The 425-nt window shown below is 40.0% G+C and carries 1 protein-coding gene; it reads right to left on the bottom strand.

Features of this window, described 5'->3' with window-relative positions; all coding sequences use genetic code 11:
• Positions 1–425: Tn3 family transposase (locus ACEYW6_RS36690; protein WP_412983677.1), on the bottom strand; the 425-nt coding region annotated here is incomplete at both ends.

Genomic DNA, 425 nt, shown 5'->3' with positions numbered 1-425 from the left:
TACTGGTCGGAAATATGCGTGTAAAAAATCACGCTTCTATCCTTACCGTACTTGGCATTGATCTCTTCATTAAAACTACGATGTCCAGCCGCTTTGAACCGTTGTCCATCAGAAGAAGATGTTGTTCCATCACCCCAATAAGCAGCAAAAGGCACTTGTGCATGGAAATTTACCACCTCAGCCATTGCTTTGGAATAAGTTTCATCACGAATATACCAATCTGCCACCCAAGCTAAACGCTCAAAGGACATCCCTTGAGTTGCGTCTGCCATTCGTGTTAAACCTAAATTAATCCCATCAGCAAGCAAGGCACTTAACAAAACAACTTTATCTGAAACTTGTTCTCCTGAATGTAAATGCGTAAAATGTTTCGTAAATTGCGTCCAAGAATCAACTTCTACTAACAAATCAGTCAACTTAATTCT

The organism is Nostoc sp. UIC 10607, assembly GCF_047228265.1.
Taxonomy (GTDB): Bacteria; Cyanobacteriota; Cyanobacteriia; order Cyanobacteriales; family Nostocaceae; genus Nostoc; species Nostoc foliaceum_A.
The sequence above is the reverse complement of the archived record's forward strand: the minus strand, read 5'-3'. Positions and strand labels throughout refer to the sequence as shown.